The following is a 19,613-nucleotide window of genomic DNA, read 5'->3' as shown; positions in this document are numbered from 1 at the left end:
CGTGTTCACTGTGAGCGATCGTAATGATGTAATCGCAAGCCTTGGAGCCGCCTCCCCGGCCCGGGAACCACGAGTGAGCCACCGCTCTCACCCAGGGAGGCACCGGGACGACCGGCCCTCTCACCCCAGGGGGTGACCTGCGGCGTCACCCTGCGGGGTGAGGCGGGGCGCGGCCGGGCTGCCTAAGCTGACCGGGTGACTTCCCGTCCTCCCCGGCAGCGTGCGCGTGCGGCCCGCCAGGGCGTCCTGCGGCTGATCACCCCGCTCGTCGAGGCGGCGGTGACCGGGGTGCCCGATCCGGCCCGGCCCCGGACCGGCCGGCTCAACGCGCGGGTGCCCCACTTCCTGGGGGTGCTGCCGTTCCGGACCGTCGACCTGGTCCTGCTGGCCGACCTGGCCCTGACCTTCCTGCTGTTCCAGACGGGGTTCATCCGCTTCAAGGAGCTCGCGGCCGAGACGCACTCTCCCATGGACGTGCAGGGGCTCGCGTTCGTGGCCGCGGCCTTCTCTCTGCCGCTCGCGCTGCGCCATCGCTGGCCCCTGGCCGCCTGGCGGTCGGCGGCGCTGCTGATGCCGTTGGGCACGGACATCTCCCGGCAGTTCCTCGGCATTCCGTACACCTCGGCCGCCGCGGTCATGTTCACGCTGGTGGTCTACTCGGTCGCGGTGCGCTGCGATCGGCGCATCACCCTGGGCGTGTGGGGCATCTCGGTCCTGGGCGCCTTGACGATCCACTCCGACTCGCTGGCCGTCGTCACCGTCGTCCTCACCGTGACCGTCCTGTTCGGGCACAACGTCCGCGCCCGGCGGCTGGCCCTCGGCAGGCTCGCCCAGGAGGAGCGGCGCAGCAGGCAGGCGCTGGACGGGCAGGCCGTGCTGGAGGAGCGGGCCAGGATCGCCAGGGAGCTGCACGACGTCGTCGCCCACCACATGTCCGTGATCGCCATTCAGGCGGAGGCCGTCCCGCTGCAGGCGGCCGGGGACGCGGCGCGCCTGGAGGAGGGGCTCGGGCAGATCCGCACGCTCTCGCTCACGGCCATGAACGAGATGCGCCGCGTGCTGGGCGTGCTCAGGGACGGCGACGAGAACGGCGACACCGCGCCGCAGCCGGGCCTCGGCCGCCTGGAGGAGCTCGTCGGCACCGCGCGCTCCGCCGGGCTGACCGTGACGCTCCACCTCGGCGGCGACCTGACCGGCCTGCCCACGGCGGTGAGCCTGTCCGCCTACCGGATCGCCCAGGAGTCGCTCAGCAACGCCATGCGGCACGCGCCCGGCTCCACCGTCTCGATCACGATCGTCCGCTCCGGCGCCGAGCTGCGCGTCCAGGTGACGAACACCGCCGGGCACCGCTCCCCCGACCGGCCGGGACCGGCGGGACACGGCCTGATCGGAATGCGGGAACGCGTGTCCATGCTCGGCGGGAGCCTGTGGATCGGGCCGGTCGGCAACGGGTTCGCGGTCACCGCCATACTGCCGATCATGGAGAACGCATGACGATCCGGGTGATCATCGCCGACGACCAGGGGATGGTGCGGACGGGTTTCACCGTCTTCCTGAGCGCCCAGCCGGACATCGAGGTCGTGGGAGAGGCCGCCGACGGGCGCGAGGCCGTGGCGCGGGCGGCCGAGCTGCGGCCCGACGTCGTCCTGATGGACGTGCGGATGCCCGTCATGGACGGCCTCGAGGCGACGCGGAGGATCATGGAGGTCACCGACCCCGCGCCGAAGGTCCTGATCCTGACCACGTTCGACCTCGACGACTACGTGTACGAGGCGCTGCGGGCCGGAGCGAGCGGGTTCCTGCTCAAGGACGCCTCGGCGCAGCAGCTCGCCGAGGCGGTCCGGGTGGTGGCCTCCGGGGAGGCCCTGCTGGCGCCCTCGGTGACCCGGCGGCTGATCGCGGAGTTCGCCCGCGTCGGCCCGCACCGGCCGCGCGGGCGGCTGGACGACATCACCGGCCGCGAGACCGAGGTGCTCGCGCTCATCGCGCGGGGCAGGTCCAACCAGGAGATCGCCGAGGAGCTCGTGCTCTCGGAGCAGACCGTCAAGACCCACGTCGGCCGGATCCTGGCCAAGCTGAACCTGCGCGACCGCGCCCAGGCGATCGTGTACGCCTACGAGACCGGGCTGGTCCGCCCGGGCGGGTGACCGCTCCGGCCCGCGTGCCTCCACCTGTTTCACTTCGCCCGGCCTGCGTGCCCCACCCGCTGCACGCCGCCTGCGCCTGCGGCCCCGCCCGTCTCACCCCGCTCGGTCGCGCGCCCGGTCCGTCTCCCCCTCCGGGGGGACCCCCGGGGTACGTCCCCCGGGGCGATGTGAGTGACCCGCCTGGATTTCTAGCGTGCTGTCCGGTTCCTCGACCGGACAGGAGTTCCCGATGCCCAGCCGCGCGCTCGCCGTGGTCACCGCCGCCACCCTCACCTACGTGCTCGTCCCCGCCCCACCGGGTGACCGGATCATCAAGGTCTACGGCGACCTGCGTACCGCCGAGCACGTCGCGGTCGTCGTCCCGGGCTCCGACACCACGGCCGCCACCTTCGACGGCGGCCGGGCCAAGCCGTACAGCACCCCCGGGGGCGGTGCCCGGGCGGTGCTGGCCGAGGCGCGGGCGCTGGCCCCCGGCGCCCGGCTGGCGGTGGTGGCCTGGCTCGGGTACGACAGCCCGGCCACCGTGAGCCTGGCCGTGCTGACCGGAGGCGCGGCCGAGCGGGGAGCCTCCGGCCTGCGGCGGTACGTCACCGAGACGCTCCGGGGCAAGCGGGTCAGCCTGCTGTGCCACAGCTACGGCTCGGTCGTGTGCGCCAAGGCCGCGCCCGGGTCGGGCGTCGCGGACGTGGCCGTCGTCGGCAGTCCCGGCCTGGGCGTCTCCCCTGCCGCCGGGATGGGCGGCGCCCGGCTGTGGGCCGGCAGCGGAGGCGGCGACTGGATGCGGAAGGTCCCCAAGACGCGGATCGGGCCCCTCGGGTTCGGTCCCGACCCGGTGGGACCGGCCTTCGGAGCCCGGACGTTCGCGGCGGGCGCCGCAGGGCACAGCGACTACTTCGCACCGGGCGGGGTGTCCCTGCGCAACCTGACGCTGATCGCCCTCGGCCGGACGGGCGAGGTGACCCGTGGCTGACCTCGTCTCCCGGATCGAGGCGGCCACCCCGGCCGACCGGGACCGGGGCATGGACGCGCTGCGCGCGCTGGCGATCCTCGGGGTGGTCGCCGGGCACTGGCTGGTCACGAGCTGGGTGCACGGCCCCGGCGGGAGGGTGCGCCTGTCCAGCCCGCTCGCCCACCTGCCCGCGCTCACCCCGGCCTCGTGGGTGCTGCAGACGCTGGCGGTCTTCTTCTTCGTGGGCGGGTACGCCGCGGCCCGGAGCCTGAGGCCGGCCGCCGACCGGCACGGCCGACAGGACCCGAAAGACGGGGAGGGCCAGCACGGCCGGGAGGGCCCGAAAGACCGGCACGTCCGGGAAGACGGGTCCGGCCGTCTCCGTGCCAGGATGCGGAGGCTGCTGGGGCCAGCGGTGCCGCTCGTCCTGGTCTGGGCGGGGACGGCTGCCGGGATGGCGCTGCGCGGGACACCGGTGGAGACGATCCGGTCCATGGCGCTGCCCGCGGTCGGGCCGCTGTGGTTCCTGGCCGTCTTCGCCGCGCTGACCGCGGCCACCCCGCTGCTGCTCCGTGTCCGTCCGGGCGTCACGGCCGTGGTGGCGTTCGCGGTCGTGCTCGGGACGGACCTGGTCCGGTTCGGGCTCGGCGGCCCGGCCTGGGTGGGGTGGGCGAACCTGGTGGCCGGCTGGCTGGTGCCGTACGCGCTCGGGATCGCCCTGGCGGGCGGGATGCTCGCCTCGCGCCGGGTGGCGGCGGGGCTGCTGGCCTGTGGGGCGGCCGGGGCGGTGACGCTGGTCGCGGGCTTCGGCTACCCGGCGAGCATGGTGGGGGTGACCGGGGCGGCCGTCTCCAACCTGGGCCCGCCCACGCTCGCCGCGGTCTGCTTCGGGCTGGCCCAGGTGGGGCTGGCGCTGCTGGTACGCGAGCCGCTGACCCGGCTGATGCGCCGTCCCCGGGTGTGGGCCGCGGTGGCGCTGGTGAACCTCTCGGCGATGACGATCTTCCTGTGGCACCAGACGGCGCCGTCGCTGATCGCCGTGGCGGCGCTGCGCTTCGGCGACGTCCCCGGCCTGCTGGGCCTTCCCGCCGAACCGGCCTGGATCGCGTACCGGCTGGCCTGGCTTCCGGTGTTCGCGGCGGTCCTCGCGCTCGCCTGGCTCCCACGTCCGGTACCGCGACGGCCGGTACTCGGACGGTCGGCGCCGAAACGGCCGGTGCCGGAAGGGCCGGTGCAGGAACGACCGGTTCTGGAAGGGCCGTCGCCGGGACGGCCGGGGGCCGGGTCCCGCGGACCGGTGCCGGCGGGGCCGGGGCGAGCCGCGGACAGGCCGTGAGCGGCCATGGGGACGGGCCTCAGGAGGTGAAGGCGTACTCGCCGCTATCTTCGTCCCAGATCAGTGTCTGGTCGTCGACGTGGACGTCCCACTCGGTGCCCGGCAGGGCGGATCTGAGCCGTCCGAGCGTGGAGCCCATGTAGTGCTCCAGCTGCGCGAGCATGGGCTCGATCCCGCAGTCTCCGTGGGAGACCTTGGTGGACCCCTCCAGGACCACGCCGGGGTCCCTGGACCCGTCCATGCCGTAGAAGCCGAACTCCTCGCAGATCTCCCCCGCGTCCGTGACGTACTCGGGGACGATCCCCTCCTCCTTCCAGCCCGGCAGACTCCGGTTCAGCCGCTCGAACAGCTCCGCGTTCTCCTGGAGCAGGATCCCGGCGACCCGGTCCAGCTCCTGCCCGTCGAGCTCGCGGTCACGGCGCGCGGTGTAGTAGATCGAGATTCCCATGTCCATGCCTCCTCGCGGGGCCCTTCCCGGCCCGCCCGCACCGGGTCACCGCGTCGAAGGATAGACCGGCCGCTACGGGGTCGTCGTGGTCGGCTTGACGTGGAGACGGGCTTTTTGTGACACTGTGTCATAAATTTCCCTCGTCGCGGAGTGATCATGAGCGAGCCGCCGTTCTCCGAAGTGCTCAGGAACGCCACCTGGGGTGATCACGAGTCCGCCGAGGACGAGAGCTACCTCAAGGCGCTGATGGCCGGCAGCCTCAGCCCCGAGGCCTACGGCGAGATGGTCGCCCAGCACTACTTCGCGTACGTGGCCCTGGAGAGCGCCTCGCGCTCGCTGGCCGGCGACCCCGTCGCGGCACCGTTCGTCGTCCCCGAGCTGTACCGGGAGGAGGCGCTGGTCCGCGACCTGGAGACGATCTACGGATCGGGCTGGCGGTCGAGGATCGAGCCCTCCAAGCCCACCCTGACCCTGGTGGCCCGCATCAACCAGGTCGCCACCTGGCCGGGCGGCTACATCGCCCACCACTACACCCGCTACATGGGCGACCTGTCGGGCGGGCAGTTCATCCGGATCGAGCTGGAGAAGATCTACGGATACCGGCCGGGCGGCGGCGTCGACTTCTACCGCTTCGACGGGATCGGCAGCCTGCCCCGCTTCAAGAACGACTACCGCGCCAGGCTGGACGCGCTGCCGCTGGACGAGGCCGAGAAGCGGCGCCTGATCCGTGAGACCAGGCTGGCCTACCTGCTGAACACCGAGGTCCTGGGCGAGCTCGCCCGGGTGACCCGGCCGGAGTACGCGGCCTGACCACGGCGCCTGACCACGGAGCCGGTGCTGTGCGACCATGGGGCCATGCCCCGGATTTCGGCCGCGACCGTCGGCGAGCACCGCGCCCAGACCCGGGAGCGCATCCTGCGGGCGGTCTCGCGGCTCTCCCGCGACCAGGGCATCGACGCCATCTCCATGACCGAGGTGGCCGGTGAGGCCCAGATCACCCGGACCGTGCTGTACAACTACTTCCCCGACAAGGCGGCGCTGCTGCTCGCCTTCACCGAGCGGGTGACGCACTACTTCATCGAGGCCTACGAGCGGGAGCTGCCCGAGCGGGCCACGCCCGCCGAACGCCTGCGGGTGTTCGTCAGGCTCCAGCTCGACGGGCTGCTCGCCCACCCCCACCCCGGTCCCGCCGACCTGTCCGCCGCGCTGGGCCCGGACGCCTACCAGCGCCTGGCCGACCACGTCGCGCCCATGCAGCGCATCCTGACCGGCATCATCGACAGCGGTGTGGCCTCCGGTGACTTCCACGCCCCCGACGTGACCGCCACCGCCCGGATGATCCTCGCCGTCATCGGCGCCGAACGGGTGCCGCTGCTCAGCGGCGCGGTGACACCGCGGGAGGCCGAGGAGATCGTCTCGGGTTTCGTCCTGCGCGGCCTGAGCCGCCACGCTCCGGAACCCGCCTGACGCCCCGCGCCGGGGCCGGGTGGACCGGACGCGTTCTGGAGCGGTGACGTTCGAGGTCTCCGTCGACGCCGGGCGATCGACGCTGGGGAAGCGGCGCGGGGAGAGCACCGATGAGGAATCGATGCCGGCGGGAAATGTCGGTGGGGGCGGCTAGTTTCTCCTCAACCCCGACGCAAGGAGTCCCAGATGTATCGCCAGGGAGACGTCCTGATCATCCCCGTTCCCGAGGAGGCGGTGCCCGCCTCGGCGCTGTCCTCGCCGTCCGTGCCGCGTGACGCCCGGGGGCGTCTGGTGCTGGCCCTGGGCGAGGCCACCGGTCACGCGCACGCGGTGGTCGGCCCCGGCACCCTGGTGCGCGGCCTGCGTCCGATGGATCCCGACTTCCTGCACGTCCCCTCGGGCGGGCGCGTCGTGCACGAGGAGCACGGCGCCATCCCGCTGCCCAAGGGGTGGTATCGCGTGCAGCGCCAGCGCGAGTACGTGCCGGGCGCCTTCCGCGTCGTCGCCGACTGATCCCACCCGACCGGCCCGTCCGGCTCGTCCGGTCGATCCGCCCGGCCGATCCGCCCGTCCCATCCTGACCGATCCCGCTCGACCGCCCCGCCCACCCCAGGAGCACACGTTGACCGCCATCACCCAGACCTCCGCCCCCGCCGGGCCGGCCGGGCTCCTCACGGCCGAGACCGCCGAGTCGCTGACCTCCTCCGCGCTCAGCTGGGAGGAGGTGGCCTTCCGCCAAGGGCCGGCCGAACGGCCCGCGGCCGAGGGGGGCGTGCGGCTGGCCTACCGGATCGGCGGGCTGCCCGAGCCCGAGAAGATCATCTGGGTCGACTCCCCCGTGGCGGGCGCCAGGGCGATCGTCACGCTCGGTGCCGGCAGGACGGTCCGTGACGCGGTGCGGACCAGGCCCTGGGAGCAGGCCAGGGCCGAGGTGCACTCCGCGCTCGGCACCACGGCCTGGCCGCTGGCCTGGTCGCTGACCGGTGACCGTCTCTGGCGGCCGGTGAACCGGCTGGTCACCCAGATCCGCAGGGCCGTGGCCGCGTCGGAGGAGTCGGAGGCCGCCGGGGCCGCGCTGCGCGCCTCGACGCTCGACGCCGTGCTCGGCCAGCACGACGCGCCGTGGCTCTCCCTGTTCGACGCGCTGGGCCGTCCCGAGGTGGCGGGCCTGGTCCAGGTGGCCGAGGCGGCGGGCTGGTGGTGGCCGTTCGAGCGTGTCGTGCTGATCTGCGAGCGGCCGGTGGAGCTGCACCGTGACGACTCCGACAGGCTTCACCGCGGCGAGGGCCCGGCCCTGGTCTATCCGGACGGTTTCGCCCTGCACGCCTGGCACGGCATGCCGGTCCCATCCGATTTCGGCGCCTCCATCGCGAACCTGACCCCCGCGCGCATCCGGGCCGAGCAGAACGCCGAGCTGCGCAGGGTCATGCTGGAGCACTTCGGCTACGACCGGTACCTCGCCGAGTCCGGCGCCACCCCCGTGCACCGCGACGAGACCGGCGTCCTGTGGCGCATCGAGCTGGGCGAGGACGAGCCGGTGGTGATGGTGGAGGTGGTCAACTCCACCGCCGAGCCCGACGGCACGTTCAACCGCTACTGGCTGCGCGTCCCGCCCGCCACCCGCACCGCCCGCGAGGGCGTGGCATGGACCTTCCAGCTCTCCGAGTCCGACTACCACCCCGAGCGTGAGACCTGACAGGACCGCCCGATCCCCGGGCAGAAGGCCGGTCGGCTCCGCGATCGCCCAGGTCTCCTGCCCGGGTGGCCCATCGGCCTCCCGCCAAGGCGGGTCCACCGCTCCGTCGGTCAGCCGGGCCATCCACCCACTCACCGGTGCGTCGAGCCGTCCGGTCATCGAGCCGTCGAGACCCCAGACCGCCGAGGCGTCGAGCCGTCCGGGCGTCGGGGCGTCGAGACCCCGGACCGCCGAGGCGTCGAACCGTCGGGGCGTCGATCAGCCGGGCATCGACCGGCCCGTCCGCTCGAGACGGGCCGGGATCCGTTCCAGGATCCCACCGGCGAAGACGTCGTAGAGGCCGGTCGGTTCCAGGTGCACGTACCCGATGTGGCAGTCGCACAACGCCGCCGGGCACGCCCTGGCGCTCGGCCGGAACGTGCCGTCGTAGAGGTTGCCCAGCGTGTCCGGGACGAAGTGGCAGCGCCGCACCGTGCCGTCACCGTCGACGGAGATCACGCTCTCCCCGGTACGGCAGGGCAGCCCGGCGCTGCGGTGCGGCGTCCGGCTGTAGCGGAACAGCGGGTCGACGACCGTCCAGGCGTCCGCCTCCTCGTCGGTGTAGAGGGCGCCCTCGGCGGCGTTCACCCAGAGATAGACCTCGTCGGGAAGGTCCGCCCGCAGGCGACGGGCATGATCGAGGTGCTCGGGCAGCCCGACGATACCGACGCTGAAGCGGACTCCCCGGGCCACCAGGTCCCGGCAGCGGGCGAGGAAACGCTCGTAGCCGACCTGGCCGGGGTGGTAGGTCACCCACAGGGCGAGCGTGTCCAGGTCGGCCTCGGCCAGCCAGTCCGGCCGGCAACTGAAGTTGGTCTGGATGGCGACCCGGCGTACGTGCGCGAGATGGCTCAGCCCGACCATCGCCGTGCGGTACCAGGAGCGGACCAGCCCCTCCCCCCACGGGGTGAAGAGCACCGAGACCGGGTGGTCACGACCGGCCACCCAGGCGGTGAAGCGTTTCAGCGCGGCCCGGTCCAGCCTCAGACGGCCGGGGTCGTCGCGCCGTTTGGCGAACGGGCAGTAGGGGCAGTCGTAGTCGCAGCTCGCCAGCGGGCCCCGGTACAGGATCGTCAGGTGCCCGGAGTCCCGCCCGCCGACGGACGGCACGGCCGGGGTCGTGGACGGGGCGAGGACCGTGGGTTTTCTGGACGGCGTCGCGAGCAGCGGGGACGACACCCTCGGGATCGCGGGCCTCGGGGACGGTGGCCCGGACACGGGCCCTTCGGGAGCCGGGGCGTCCACCGGATCGGGCATCGTGGTCACCGCTCCCGGTAGCCGGCCATCAGCGTCCGGACCCGGTCGGAGAACAGCGCCGGGCCGATCGCGTCGGAGTGAGCCAGCCCTTCGGCGGTCAGACGGACCCGCCCGGACCTCGTACCGGGCCCGGCCGGACCGTCCGCGGCCGGGTGCTCCAGCCAGCCCCGGGCGGCCAGGCGTTCCAGCTCCTCACCGAAGTGGGTCTCCACCTCCGCGCCGAAGCGGTCGCGGTAGGCCGCCCGTTCCAGGCCCTCGGCCTGCAGCAGCGACTGGATCAGGTGGCGGCGGCGCCGGTCCTCCTCGTCGAGCGTGAAGCCCACGTTGGCGACCGCGAACTCCTCCGCGGGCAGGCGCACGTAGTCGTCGATGATGCCGCGCACCGCACCGGCGCCGACCGCGTACTCGTAGGAGTAGTGCAGGTCCGAGGTGTAGGACCGGGCGCCGCAGCCGAGCCCGACCATGCCGTCGCTCTGGCAGGTGTACTCGGCCGGGGACGAGCGGCCCGGCAGCCGGAACATCCGCATCGAGACCTGTTCGTACCCGGCGGCGAGCAGGTGGTCACGGCCCTGCCGGTAGAGGGCGAGCCGCTGGTCGTCCCAGTCGCGGGCACGGCGGCCGAGGCCGGTCAGCGGGCGGACGTACAGCGGGTAGAGGTAGATCTCCTCGGGCCTCCAGGCCAGCGCGGCGTCCAGCGAGTACCACCAGGAGTCCTCGGTCTGCCCGTCGATGCCGTAGATCAGGTCGAGGTTCAGCGTCTCGAACCCGGCCTCCCTGATCCGGCCGAGCGCCGTCTCGACCTCCTGCCGCTTCTGCGGCCTGACCGCCGCGCGGGCCTCGGCGTCGATGAAGCTCTGCACGCCGATCGAGATCCGGGTGGTGCCCCGCTCGACGAGGACCGCCAGCCGGTCGGCCGTGGCGGTCGCCGGGGAGGTCTCCACCGCCAGCGGGACGGCCCGCAGGTCGGCCCCGGTGATCTTCTCGGTGAGGTCGAACATCCGGGTCAGCTCGGCGGCGCTCAGGTAGGTCGGCGTGCCGCCGCCGATGGCCGCCGCCGCGAACCGGGGCCCGGCCAGGGCGTCCCGTACGGCACGGGCCTGGCGTTCCAGCGCGTCGAGGTAGGCGTCGACGAGCTCCTCGGGGGCACCGGTGCGGGTGAAGAGGTTGCAGAACCCGCAGCGCATCTCGCAGAACGGGATGTGCAGGTAGAGGAAGAGGTGCCCCAGGGGCTCGTCGGCCCAGACCCGCTCCAGCGAGGGGCGCGGGTCGAGCGGCCGGTAGGCCGTCTTGTGGGGGTAGGCGTAGACGTACCCCTGGTAGGGGCTCGCGCCCGGATCCGACGTCACCGTCACCGCCATCGCCCCCGCTCCATCGTGAACTCACCGTAGGGCACCGTCCAGACGACCTCGTGGCCGATCCGGTGCCCGACATATCCATCCTCACCGTAGGCGGTGCCGTGGTCGGAGCAGACGATCGCGTACCCCGGCCGCCTCTCGCTCATCAGCGCGAACAGCCTGCCGATGTGCCGGTCGACGTACTCCAGCGCGGCGGCGTGGCTGCGCGGGCCGTCGCCCTGCTCGGGGGTGCCGCCCGGCAGGTGGAACCAGTTGGGCTGGTGCAGCGCCGAGACGTTGACGAACAGGAAGACCGGCCCGTCGGCCCCGGCCACCGCCCGCTCGGCGCAGGCGATCTGCGCCTCGAACGAGGCGGGGGCGGTGACCCCGAACCCCGGCTCCCAGTGGCTCTCGGCGAACAGCGCCGGGAGCGCGGACCCGAGCGGGGTGAGCTTGTTGAAGAATCCGACCCCGCCGACGCAGATCGTGCGGTAGCCGGCCGCGGCCAGCCCGCCGGGCAGGTCCGGCGCGTCGAAGACCCAGGTGCCCGGGGCCGTGGTCTCGCTGCCGGGGAACGCCGCGGCGAACGGCCGCGGATGCGGCCCCGGCGCGGCCGGGGTGGGCAGGAACCCGGCGAGGATCGCCGCGTGCGCGGCGTAGGTGAAGCTGCCCGGGCTGTGCCGGCGCTCCCAGCGCCCGCCCGGCAGCGCCCGGGCCAGGGTGGGCAGCCGTCCGGCCGCGAGCAGTTCCTCGGCCACGTCGTAGCGGAGCGTGTCGAGCGTGACCAGCAGCAGGTCGTGGCTGCCCACGATCTCGTTCATGTCCCGCACGGGGTGGCCTCCCTGCGGGCGGGGACCGCGCGGGCCCACCCCGGTCGGGGCGCCTCGCGCCCGCACGTCTCCTGCCCGGCCCTTTCCGGTCCGGCCGCCCCGGACCCGTCCGTCCCGGAACCGCCCCTCCCAGACCCTGATGTCTTCCGCTCGGACGTCTCCTGTCCGGCCGTCCCCGGCTCGGACGTCTCCCGCCCGGACGGCCCGGACCGGGCCAGGATCGCCCGGACCTGGGCGTCGTAGGTGTCCAGGCCCTCGGCGGCGCCGCCGGGCAGCCCCTGAAGCCGGGGAAGCAGGTCGCCGAACGCGTTGACCTCGGCCACCGCCAAGGTCCGCCAGTCCACGCCGATCATCAGGTCGACCCCCACGGCCAGGCTTCCCGGGAAACAGGCCGCGGCCCGCGCGCAGACGTCCAGCGCCCGCGCCCAGCCCTCGGGACCGAGCCGGGCCCGGACCTCGCCGAGGTCGCCCCGCGAGCCCCCGAGGTGCAGGTTGGTCATGGGGCCGCGCCCGGCCCGGACCACCGCGTGGGTGGGCACGCCGTCCACGACCACCACCCGCAGGTCGATCGCGCGCCCGGCCAGGCTCGCCTTGGGGAACCAGCGCTCGACGTGCAGCCCGTCCGCGGACAGCAGGCCGACGATCAGCGCCAGGTCGCCCTCGTGCTCGTAGGAGCGCAGGCGCAGCGAGTTGTGCAGCTCACCGGCCTCCAGGGCCGCCGAGGTCACCGCCTTGACCTTCGCGCCCCGGGCCTGCAGGGCGATGATCCCGGACGCCGACGAGCCGTGGGCCGGTTTGACGAACACCCGGCCCCATCCGGCCTCGCCCATCCGCCGGCGCAGCTCCCCGTACCCCTCGATCGGGCCGGGAAGGGCCGGGGGCACGGGGACACCGGCGGCCGACAGCCTGGCGTGGCAGAGCCGCTTGTCGAACATCACCGCGATCTCGCCGACGTCGGCGAGCAGCACGGCGCCGGGCGTCCGGGCGACGGCCTGGCGGATCCGTGCCGTTCCCGCGGTGAAGGCGGCGTACCAGCGGGCCCCGCCACCGACCCGGGACGGCGCGCCCGGGCCGCGCAGCAGCTCGTCCGCCTCGGCGTCCTCACCCGGCGAGTCGATCCGCACGAGCGTGCCCGGCGCGAGCCGGATCTCCTCGCCGCGCAGCACGGACGTCCACGGCAGCGACGCGGGCTCGGCCAGGCCGTGCCGGGCGCAGGCCTCGGCGAACAGGGTGACCCGCCGCTCCCCGGGGGTGCCGACGACGGCGAGCGCGGTCACTCGGCGACCGCGATGTAGCGCCACTCGCCGTCGGGCTCCTCCTGCTCGGACACGTCGAGCTCGACGCCGGAGCCGGAGAACGTCGCGGTCAGGCGCTCGACCATGGCGGTGGTCATGAAGTGGTGGTGCAGGTCCAGGCGCCGCAGGTGGGTGAGCGGCTGGCCGGAGAGCAGCGCCTCAGCGCCCTCGTCGGTGAGCACGCCCATCGACTGGGCCAGCGACTCCAGCCGCGCCACCACGGGGGCCGAGGCGACCGCGGCGGCGACCTCGTCCTGGATCTCGCTGTTCTGCAGCCCCAGGTGCCTGAGCGCGGGCAGCCGCTCGCCGGACAGGATCGCCTCCAGGTCCGCCACGGTGGAGTCGCCACCGTACTCGCTGGTGCCGAGCCAGAGCTCCAGGTACTCCAGGGCGGGGAGGTCGCTCTGGCCGACCGCCCTGACCACGGCGGCGGGCAGCCCGCCCGCCTCGAAGCGCAGCACTTTCAGGTGCTCGTGCCGGACCGGCCGGAACACCAGCTCGGTGCCGCCGCGGATCTCCAGCCGCTCCAGCAGCGGGAACGCCTCCAGCAGCGGCGTGACGTCGCTCTGCTGGATCCAGGAGATCTCGCACTCCTCCGACGGCATCGCGCCCAGGAAGAGCGAGCGCAGCGCGGGCAGGCGCGACGCGTTCCCGGTCAGCAGCCCGACGATCTCCGCGGAGCTCTCCTCGTAGGCCTCGCCCCACCCGCCGATGATGATCGCCTTGACCTCGGTGGTCTCGACGGTCTCGAAGAACCGCGCGACCTGGTCGGGGAGGCTCTCCTCGGAGTCGTAGACGTCGGCCGACAGACGCCAGGCGGTCTCGCCCGCCACGGGCATGGGGGCGCCCGGCGGGCGCAGGCCCTCGATGGGCAGGCCGGCGTACCGCCCCTTGTAGAGACCGTCGACCTTGTCGTCGAACTCGCTGTGGTCCATGGCAGGCTCCCCTCGGGCGTAAGTGACAGGACCCGTCCTACCAGAGATGCACGACACTTCAGGAATCGCGTGCGCCGGCGGAGTGCTCACGGGCGTCCGCGATGATGAGCGGTATGGACAACGGTCATCTGCGGTTCGGCTCCACGGCGGGACGCTGGGTCCTGCTCACCACCGTGCTCGGCTCGGGCATCGCCCTGCTGGACGGCACGGTCGTCAACGTGGCCCTGCCCGCCCTCGGTGCCGACCTCGACGCCGACATGGCCGGTCTGCAGTGGACGGTCAACGCCTACACCCTCACCCTGGCGGGCCTGATCCTGCTCGGCGGCTCGCTCGGCGACCGCTACGGCAGGCGCCGGATCTTCCTGATCGGGGTGGCCTGGTTCGCCGTGGCGTCGGCCCTGTGCGGCCTGGCGCCGAACGTGGAGACGCTGATCGGGGCCCGCGCGCTCCAGGGCGTCGGCGGGGCACTGCTCACCCCCGGCTCCCTGGCGATCATCCAGGCGTCCTTCGCGCCCGAGGACCGGCCCAGGGCGATCGGGGCGTGGTCGGGCCTGGGCGGGGTGGCCGCGGCCGTCGGCCCGCTGCTCGGCGGGTGGCTGGTGGAGACGGCCGGCTGGCGCTGGGTGTTCCTGATCAACCTGCCGCTGGCCGCGCTCGTGGTGGTGGTCGCGCTGCGGCACGTGCCCGAGAGCAGGAACCCCGGCGCGGAGGGCCGGTTCGACGTGCTGGGCGCGGCGCTGGCGGCGCTGGCGCTGGCCGGGATCACCTACGGCCTGATCGACCTGGAGGTCGTCCCGATCGTGGTGGGCGTGCTGCTGGGGGCGGCCTTCGTCTGGGTGGAGATCAGGCGCTCGCCCCGGGCGCTGGTGCCGGTCGACGTCTTCGCCTCCCGGGTGTTCACCGCGGTCAACGTCGTCACGTTCGTCATGTACGCCGCCATGGGCGTGGTCTTCTTCCTGCTGGTCGTCCAGTTGCAGGTGTCGTCGGGCTTCTCGCCCCTGGCCGCCGGGTCCTCGATGATCCCGGTGACGATCCTGATGCTGCTGCTGTCGTCGCGGGCGGGCGAGCTGGCCAGGAGGGTCGGGCCGCGGCTGCCGATGACGGCCGGCCTGGTGATCTGCGCGGGGGCCCTGCTGCTGATGTCGCGGATCGGCCCCGGCTCGTCGTACGTGGTGGACGTGCTGCTCCCTGCGGCGCTGTTCGGCCTGGGGCTCTCCGCGGCGGTGGCGCCGCTCACCGCGACCGTGCTGGCCACCGCCGCCGAGCGGCACGCCGGGGTGGCCAGCGGCGTCAACAACGCCGTCGCCAGGACCGGCGGGCTGCTCGCGGTGGCCGCGATCCCGCCGCTGGTCGGGCTGACCGGCACCGCCTTCACCTCCCCGGAGATCTTCACCGCCGGCTTCCGCACGACGATGCTGGTCAGCGCGGCCATGCTGGGCCTGTCCGCGCTGATCACCCTCCTCACCATCCGGGAGAACGTGCTGGTCCGGCCGGAGCACAGGATGAACTGCCCGGTGACGGCTCCCGATCCGGGCAGGTGAGCCGCCCGGGACGGGCGGCCGCGGGCCCGCGCCGGGACGGGCACGGGCCGAGGCGGGCACGGGCCCGAGGAGGTGCCGGGAGCGGACGGGACGAGGGGCCCCGGAAGGCGGCGGGGCCCTCCCGGAAGGACGTCCTCAGAAGGTGAACGCCTGGCTGCGGACGCTGTTGTCGAAGTTGGACACCAGCAGCTCGGGCTCGCCGACCGACCGGATCTCCGGCAGCCTGGTGAACAGCTCGCGGAACATGGTCCGGATCTCCTGCCGGGCGAGGTTGGCGCCCAGGCAGAAGTGCGGGCCGGGACCGCCGAAGCCCACGTGGGGTTTGGTGTCGCGGGTGATGTCGAACCGGTCGGGGTCGGGGAAGACGCTCTCGTCGCGGTTGGCCGAGCCGTAGAAGAGCACGACCTTGTCCCCCGCCTTGAGATGCAGGCCCCGCAGGTCGTGGTCCTCGGTGACGGTGCGGCGGAACTGCATGATCGGGGAGACGTAGCGGACCATCTCCTCGATGGCGCCGCCGATGCGCGCGTCGAAGTCCTCGGTCAGCAGCCGCCGCTGCTCGGGGTTGTCGGTCAGCAGCTTGATGCCGTGCGCCATGGTGTTGCGGGCCGTCTCGTTCCCCGCCACCAGCAGCAGCGTGAAGAACGACCCGAGCTCGCGGTCGGTCAGCCGCTCGCCGTCGACGTTCGCGGTGACCAGCGCCGACACCAGGTCGCCGCGCGGCTGCCCGGCGCGTTCCCTGCCCAGGTCGATCACCAGGCGCTGCAGGGCGAGCAGCGCGAGCGTGTTCTGCGCGGCCATCCTGACGGTCTGCGCCAGGCTGGGCCGCACGCCGGAGTAGGCGGTGGAGATGTCGACGTGCCTGTGGACCCTGGCCCGCACGTCGTCGGGGACGCCCATCATGTCGCAGATGACGTGGATGGGGAGTTTCGCGGCCACCTGGCCGACGAAGTCACCGGGCCCGGAGGCCGTGACGTCGTCGACGATCCTGGCGCAGGCGGCGTCGATGTCGTCCTGCAGGCCGGCCAGCATCTTCGGGCTGAACGCGCGCGAGACGATGCGCCGGAGCCGGGCGTGCCGGGGGTCGTCCATGTTGACCATGGATTCGCCGAACACGTGCTTGACCCAGCCGGGCGGCTCGGGACTGGTCACGCCCGGCTCGCTGGAGAACACCTTGGCGTTGCGGCTGGCCTCGACCACGTCGGCGTGCCGGACCAGCGCGTAGAACCCCTTGCCCGAACGGAGCAGCGGGACCCGCTTCTCCTCGAAGAACACCGGCCGGTCCAGCTGCCGGAGCCGCGCGAACGCCTCGTGCCGCTCCTTGAGCGGCCGCCGCCAGAACCCCAGGTCGGCCAGGTCGATTTCCATGCGCCAATCCTGGCATGTTCTCTACGCGTACCGGCCATGTGAACGTCACGTCCCGGTGGGCCGGGGGACCGAATCACCAGGAACCATCACGAGCATGAGAGCCGTGCTTCTCGCCCCCGCCGCCCTGGTGTCCGTGGCGCTCGCCTGCCCCGCCCTCGTCCCCGCCTCCGCCTCCGCCGCCGCTCCGGCCGCTTCCGCTCCGGCCGCCTCTCCCCCGGCCGCCCACGCCTCGGGCGCCTGCTCCGGCGTGCCGTCGGACTTCGACGGCGACGGGCGCGCCGACCTCGCGGTCGCCGCGCCGTACACCAGGACGGGCGGGCACGCCCGCGCCGGATCGGTCACCGTCCTGTACGGCCTGCGCACCGCCCGCAGGCTCACCCAGGACGCCGGCGTCGAGCAGGCCGGGCACACCGAACGCGCCGAGCCGGACGACGAGCGGCCGGACCGCGGAGCGCCGGACGACGACGGGCGACCGGACCGCGGAACGGACGGGAGCGAGACCGGGGACGCGTTCGGCTCGGCGCTGGCGACCGGCGACTTCGACGGCGACCGCTGCGCCGACCTGGCCGTGGGCGTCTCCGAGGAGGACCGCTCCCGGCCCGGGGCCGACGGCGACGGCGCGGTACGGCTCTTCCACGGCTCCGCCGGCGGGCTGCGTCCCGGCGAGACCATCGACGCCGGGGACCTGGGCCACAAGCGGGTGCCCGGCCGGTTCGGGGCCGCGCTCGCGGCGGGGGACCTGGACGGCGACGGCGACGACGAGCTGGCGATCGGCGCCCCCGGGCTGGGCGGCGGCGCCGTCGGGGTGTACGGGCTCACCGGCCGCAGGCCCTCCATGGTGACCCAGAGGACCGGCTGGGTCGGGCAGCACGAGCGCGAGACCGACCAGTTCGGCGCGGTGCTCGCCACCGGGGACTTCGACGGGGACGGCCGCGCCGAGATCGCCGTGGGCGCGCCCGCGGACACGATGCTGAAGAACGGCCAGGGTGCGGTCACCGTGCTCGACGTCCGGCGCCGCAGGGCCGTCCTGCTCACCCAGGACACCCCGGGGATCGGCGGGCGCGCCGAGGTCTGGGACTTCTTCGGCTCGGCCCTGGCCACCGGCGACTTCGACGCCGACGGCCGCGACGACCTGGCGATCGGCGTACCGGGCGAGGGCCTGTCGCGAAACCAGCGGGCCATGGACTACGGCGACGGCACCGTGCACGTCGTCTACGGCTCCTCCGCAGGGCTGCGCGCCGCCACCTCCGAGGCGTGGTCGCAGCGCTCCCTGAACGGCCGGCCGCGCTACTTCGACCGCTTCGGCGCCTCCCTCGCCGCCGGGGACCTCAACGGCGACGGCGACGACGAGCTGGCGATCGGCGTACCGGGCGAGAACGCCGTCCAGATCCTGGCGGGGACCCGCTCCGGCGGCCTCACCCGGCACGGCGACCTGCTGGTCACCGGCAAGGGCGGGGACTTCGGCGCGGCCCTGACCGCGGTCGGGGGGCGCGGCCTGGTCGTCGCCGCCCCGCGCGCCGGCAGGCTCACGCTGCTGCGCGGCACCGTGCGCAAGGGCCCCTACCCGGGGATCAGGCCCTCGACGGCGCGGACGCTGGCGACCGCTCCCAAGGACGCCCTGTTCGGCTACGCGTTCGCGTCCGCGTCCGCCGGACGCTAGGAGCCCGTACCGTTCCGGCCCGGAACCACTTTCGAGCCGGGAACGAGACCCTCCCGTTCCTGGGCGTTATCTAGGATGTCGGTCATGATCGGCGCAGCGCAGAGAACCGTCCGTGATCTACGTCGAGGCAACCGGGCGACCGTGCTGCGCGCCCTCTACTTCGACGGGCCCGCCAGCCGCCAGGAACTCAGCGAGACCATCGGGCTCAGCCCCGCCACCGTGAGCAACGTGACCGGTGACCTGCTGGAGAGCGGGGTCGTCGTCGAGGCCGGCCTGGTCGACTCCGACGGCGGCAGGCCCCGGGTGCTGCTGCGCGTCAACACCACCCACGGCTACACCATCGGCGTCGACGTCGGCGAGACGCACGTGCGCGCCGAGCTCTTCGACCTGGACATGAACCGCCAGGGCCGCGCCGAGTACGCGCTCAGCCCGGTCCGGCACGACGCGGACCTGGTCGTCGGCCACGTCCTGGCCGGGATCGACGCGCTCCTCGGCGAGAGCGGCGTGCCCGCGGAGCGCGTGCTGGGCGTGGGGGTGGGCGTCCCCGGGATCGTCGAGCCCGGGCCCGACGCGCTGATCCACGCCCCGACGCTGGGCTGGGACGGGGTGCCGCTGGGCAGGCTCCTGCGGGCGGGCACTGACCTGCCGCTCTTCGTGGACAACGGCGCCCGGTCGATGGGCCAGGCCGAGCTGTGGTTCGGCGTGGGGCGCCGCGCCCGGCACGCCGTCGTGGTGCTGATCGGCTCGGGGGTCGGGGCGAGCATCATCACCGACGGGACCACGTACCTGGGCGCCGACAGCAGCGCCGGCGAGTGGGGCCACACGAAGATCGCGATCGGCGGGCACCGCTGCCACTGCGGCGCGCGGGGCTGCCTGGAGGCGTACGTCGGGGCCAGGGGCATCCTGGAACGGGCCGGGGTGTGGACCGAGACCGTCGACGAGCAGGCCGCGCTGGCCGAGCTGGTGACCGGCGGCTCCCCGGTGATCGACGAGACCGTCACCTACCTGGGCGTCGGCCTGGCCAACCTGATCAACATGTTCAACCCCGAACGGATCATCATCGGCGGCTGGGCCGGGGTGCTGCTCGGAGAGCACCTGCTGCCGAGGATCAGGAAGGTCGCCGCGGACAACTGCCTGGCGCAGCCGTACAGGACGGTCTCCATCGGGCTGGGCCGTCTCGGCGTCGACTCCGTCACGCTGGGCGCCGCCACGCTCGTGGTGGAGGACTTCCTGCGCGCCGCGGGGAGCCCGGCGGGCGCCGCCGTTCCCGCGCGCCCCCGGAACCCGGCCGGGGCACGCCCCTGACGCCGGGCA

18 protein-coding genes are annotated in these 19,613 nt (G+C 73.8%); 11 read left to right on the top strand and 7 right to left on the bottom strand.

The genetic code is table 11. The features are described from left to right. Nucleotides 1-195: 195 nt before the first annotated feature. The 4 genes from ACZ6RT_RS06420 (at nt 196) to ACZ6RT_RS06405 (ending at nt 4,432) form a co-directional block, all read left to right on the top strand. A complete protein-coding gene (locus ACZ6RT_RS06420; RefSeq protein ID WP_470152450.1) occupies nt 196-1,494 on the top strand; it encodes a sensor histidine kinase in 1,299 nt (432 codons plus the stop codon). Beyond that, nucleotides 1,491-2,147, top strand: a complete 657-nt coding sequence (locus ACZ6RT_RS06415) for a response regulator (RefSeq protein ID WP_399194055.1) — start codon at nt 1,491-1,493, stop codon at nt 2,145-2,147. Before ACZ6RT_RS06420 ends, ACZ6RT_RS06415 begins: the two co-directional genes overlap by 4 nt. Nucleotides 2,148-2,376: 229 nt before the next feature. After that, nucleotides 2,377-3,117 (top strand): alpha/beta hydrolase, encoded by a 741-nt coding sequence (locus ACZ6RT_RS06410; RefSeq protein ID WP_470152449.1) that lies wholly within the window; start codon nt 2,377-2,379, stop codon nt 3,115-3,117. Further along, a complete protein-coding gene (locus ACZ6RT_RS06405) occupies nt 3,110-4,432 on the top strand; it encodes an acyltransferase family protein (RefSeq protein WP_470152448.1) in 1,323 nt (440 codons plus the stop codon). The genes ACZ6RT_RS06410 and ACZ6RT_RS06405 overlap by 8 nt, the downstream gene beginning before the upstream one ends. 19 nt (nt 4,433-4,451) lie before the next feature. Here the strand turns inward: ACZ6RT_RS06405 and ACZ6RT_RS06400 are convergent, their stop codons facing one another. Next, on the bottom strand, nt 4,452-4,880 hold the full coding sequence (locus tag ACZ6RT_RS06400) for a hypothetical protein (RefSeq protein WP_470152447.1): 429 nt from the start codon (nt 4,878-4,880) through the stop codon (nt 4,452-4,454). Nucleotides 4,881-5,036: 156 nt separating this feature from the next. Here ACZ6RT_RS06400 and ACZ6RT_RS06395 point away from each other — a divergent pair, with 156 nt between their 5' ends. From ACZ6RT_RS06395 to ACZ6RT_RS06380, 4 genes are all read left to right on the top strand, one after another. After that, the gene (locus ACZ6RT_RS06395) at nt 5,037-5,690 is read left to right on the top strand and encodes a biliverdin-producing heme oxygenase (RefSeq protein ID WP_470152446.1); all 654 of its coding nucleotides are present in this window, start codon (nt 5,037-5,039) and stop codon (nt 5,688-5,690) included. A gap of 45 nt (nt 5,691-5,735) precedes the next feature. Next, nucleotides 5,736-6,347: a TetR/AcrR family transcriptional regulator gene (locus tag ACZ6RT_RS06390; protein WP_399194064.1), complete on the top strand. Its 612-nt coding sequence runs from the start codon at nt 5,736-5,738 to the stop codon at nt 6,345-6,347. 186 nt (nt 6,348-6,533) lie between these two features. Next, nucleotides 6,534-6,860 (top strand): hypothetical protein, encoded by a 327-nt coding sequence (locus tag ACZ6RT_RS06385; RefSeq protein ID WP_399194066.1) that lies wholly within the window; start codon nt 6,534-6,536, stop codon nt 6,858-6,860. A gap of 109 nt (nt 6,861-6,969) precedes the next feature. Next, nucleotides 6,970-8,043 (top strand): DUF6745 domain-containing protein, encoded by a 1,074-nt coding sequence (locus ACZ6RT_RS06380; protein ID WP_470152445.1) that lies wholly within the window; start codon nt 6,970-6,972, stop codon nt 8,041-8,043. 258 nt (nt 8,044-8,301) lie between these two features. Here ACZ6RT_RS06380 and ACZ6RT_RS06375 read toward each other — a convergent pair whose 3' ends face one another. The 5 genes from ACZ6RT_RS06375 to ACZ6RT_RS06355 form a co-directional block, all read right to left on the bottom strand. Further along, nucleotides 8,302-9,192, bottom strand: coding sequence for an STM4011 family radical SAM protein (locus tag ACZ6RT_RS06375; RefSeq protein WP_470152456.1), 891 nt, complete (start codon nt 9,190-9,192; stop codon nt 8,302-8,304). A 152-nt stretch (nt 9,193-9,344) separates the two neighbouring features. Then, complete coding sequence (locus tag ACZ6RT_RS06370) at nt 9,345-10,697, bottom strand: STM4012 family radical SAM protein (protein ID WP_470152444.1); 1,353 nt, start codon at nt 10,695-10,697, stop codon at nt 9,345-9,347. After that, nucleotides 10,688-11,494, bottom strand: coding sequence for an STM4013/SEN3800 family hydrolase (locus ACZ6RT_RS06365; protein WP_470152443.1), 807 nt, complete (start codon nt 11,492-11,494; stop codon nt 10,688-10,690). The genes ACZ6RT_RS06370 and ACZ6RT_RS06365 overlap by 10 nt, the downstream gene beginning before the upstream one ends. Further along, nucleotides 11,491-12,780, bottom strand: a complete 1,290-nt coding sequence (locus ACZ6RT_RS06360; RefSeq protein WP_470152442.1) for an STM4014 family protein — start codon at nt 12,778-12,780, stop codon at nt 11,491-11,493. Before ACZ6RT_RS06360 ends, ACZ6RT_RS06365 begins: the two co-directional genes overlap by 4 nt. Further along, nucleotides 12,777-13,733, bottom strand: a complete 957-nt coding sequence (locus ACZ6RT_RS06355) for an STM4015 family protein (RefSeq protein WP_399194076.1) — start codon at nt 13,731-13,733, stop codon at nt 12,777-12,779. The genes ACZ6RT_RS06360 and ACZ6RT_RS06355 overlap by 4 nt, the downstream gene beginning before the upstream one ends. A gap of 113 nt (nt 13,734-13,846) precedes the next feature. Between ACZ6RT_RS06355 and ACZ6RT_RS06350 the strand changes: the two genes are divergently transcribed. Then, the gene (locus ACZ6RT_RS06350) at nt 13,847-15,274 is read left to right on the top strand and encodes an MFS transporter (RefSeq protein ID WP_399194078.1); all 1,428 of its coding nucleotides are present in this window, start codon (nt 13,847-13,849) and stop codon (nt 15,272-15,274) included. A 135-nt stretch (nt 15,275-15,409) separates the two neighbouring features. Here ACZ6RT_RS06350 and ACZ6RT_RS06345 read toward each other — a convergent pair whose 3' ends face one another. Beyond that, a complete protein-coding gene (locus ACZ6RT_RS06345) occupies nt 15,410-16,639 on the bottom strand; it encodes a cytochrome P450 (RefSeq protein WP_470152441.1) in 1,230 nt (409 codons plus the stop codon). Between the two features lie 94 nt (nt 16,640-16,733). Here ACZ6RT_RS06345 and ACZ6RT_RS06340 point away from each other — a divergent pair, with 94 nt between their 5' ends. Together ACZ6RT_RS06340 and ACZ6RT_RS06335 are read left to right on the top strand one after the other, a co-directional pair. Further along, complete coding sequence (locus tag ACZ6RT_RS06340) at nt 16,734-18,299, top strand: FG-GAP repeat protein (RefSeq protein ID WP_470152440.1); 1,566 nt, start codon at nt 16,734-16,736, stop codon at nt 18,297-18,299. Nucleotides 18,300-18,383: 84 nt separating this feature from the next. Next, nucleotides 18,384-19,604 carry an ROK family transcriptional regulator gene (locus ACZ6RT_RS06335; RefSeq protein ID WP_470152439.1) on the top strand — a complete coding sequence of 407 codons (1,221 nt, stop codon included), beginning with the start codon at nt 18,384-18,386 and terminating at the stop codon, nt 19,602-19,604. The last annotated feature ends 9 nt before the right edge of the window (nt 19,605-19,613 follow it).

It is taken from the genome of Streptosporangium sp. NPDC050148, assembly GCF_055586505.1.
Note: the sequence above shows the minus strand (reverse complement) of the source record. Positions and strands in the feature narration are given on the sequence as shown.